Origin of the sequence: Anaeromyxobacter terrae (assembly GCF_022690685.1) — a bacterium.
Lineage (GTDB): Bacteria > Myxococcota > Myxococcia > Myxococcales > Anaeromyxobacteraceae > Anaeromyxobacter > Anaeromyxobacter terrae.
Genome location: NZ_JALCYY010000140.1, coordinates 1 through 1,160 on the forward strand (window position 1 = coordinate 1; position 1,160 = coordinate 1,160).

A 1,160-nucleotide genomic window follows, 5' to 3' on the forward strand; every position below is an offset into this window, starting at 1 on the left:
CTAGTGTCCTGAGTCAGAAGTCCGCCGGCAGAAACGCGCAACGCTGGCGAGGATCTCGTCGGCGGACTTGGTCCATACGAAGGGCTTGGGCTGGTCGTTCGTGATGGCGATGTAGCTCTCGATCGCCGCCTCGAGAGCAAGCGTGCTGCGGTGGACGCCGCGCCGGAGCTGTCGCTGCGTCAGCAGCCCGAACCAGCGCTCAACCATGTTGATCCAGGACGAGCTCGTCGGCGTGAAGTGCAGGTGAAAGTGGGGCCGCTTCGCGAGCCAGCGATGTATCGTCGGCGCCTTGTGCGTCGAGAGGTTGTCGAGCACGAGGTGCACCTCAAGCCCGCTCGGGACGCTGGCCTCGATGGTGTCCAGAAACTGCCTGAACTCGACTGCACGGTGGCGTCGACGGCACTCCCCGATCACTTTCCCGGTCTTCACGTCTAGCGCGGCGAACAGCGAGGTCGTGCCGTGGCGCACGTAGTCGTGCGTACGCCGCTCCACCTGGCCGGGTCGAAGCGGCAGGAGCGGCCGCGTCCGGTCGAGCGCCTGGATCTGCGATTTCTCGTCGACGCAGAGCACCATTGCTCGTTCCGGCGGCGAAACGTAGAGGCCGACGATGTCTCGGACCTTTTCGACGAACAGCGGGTCGGTCGAGAGCTTGAAGGTCTCGGACCGATGCGGTTGAAGGCTGAACGCACGCCAGATCCGGCTTACCGCGCTTTGAGACATGCCGAGCTCGCGCGCCATCGACCGCGTGCTCCAGTGCGTTGCATCGCGCGGCTTCGTTTCGAGCGTCCGGGTGATGACGCGCTCCACCTCTTCGTCTGCGATCGTCCGAGGAGCTCCGGGCCGAGGCTCATCGAGCAGACCGTCGAGACGCTTCATCATGAAGCGCGCCCGCCACCGCATCACCGTGGTGCGGTTCAGCCGCAGCGCGATCCCGACGTGCGTGTTGTTCTTCCCCTCGGCACTGGCCAAGATGATCCGCGCACGCTGGGCCAATCCCTGAGCCGTCTTCGGTCGCCGCGCCCACCGTTCGAGCGCCTCACGCTCCTCCGCCGTGAGCGCGAGGGGCTTGAGCACAGGCGAGTTCTTCATCCCGGTCGTCATCATGACCGTAGATCACGATTGCGCCCAACTGTCACGCTTCTTACGACTCAGGACACTAG

1 protein-coding gene is annotated in these 1,160 nt (G+C 64.9%); it reads right to left on the reverse strand.

Annotated elements, in window-relative coordinates:
* Positions 1 to 1,104 carry an IS630 family transposase gene (locus MNY62_RS25505; protein WP_242347136.1) on the reverse strand — a complete coding sequence of 368 codons (1,104 nt, stop codon included), beginning with the start codon at positions 1,102 to 1,104 and terminating at the stop codon, positions 1 to 3.
* Positions 1,105 to 1,160: the final 56 nt, after the last annotated feature.

What these genes read in the sequence shown, in the direction of transcription:
- MNY62_RS25505 (WP_242347136.1), bottom strand. Translation starts at nt 1,104, where the DNA reads ATGATGACGACCGGGATGAAGAACTCGCCTGTGCTCAAGCCCCTCGCG.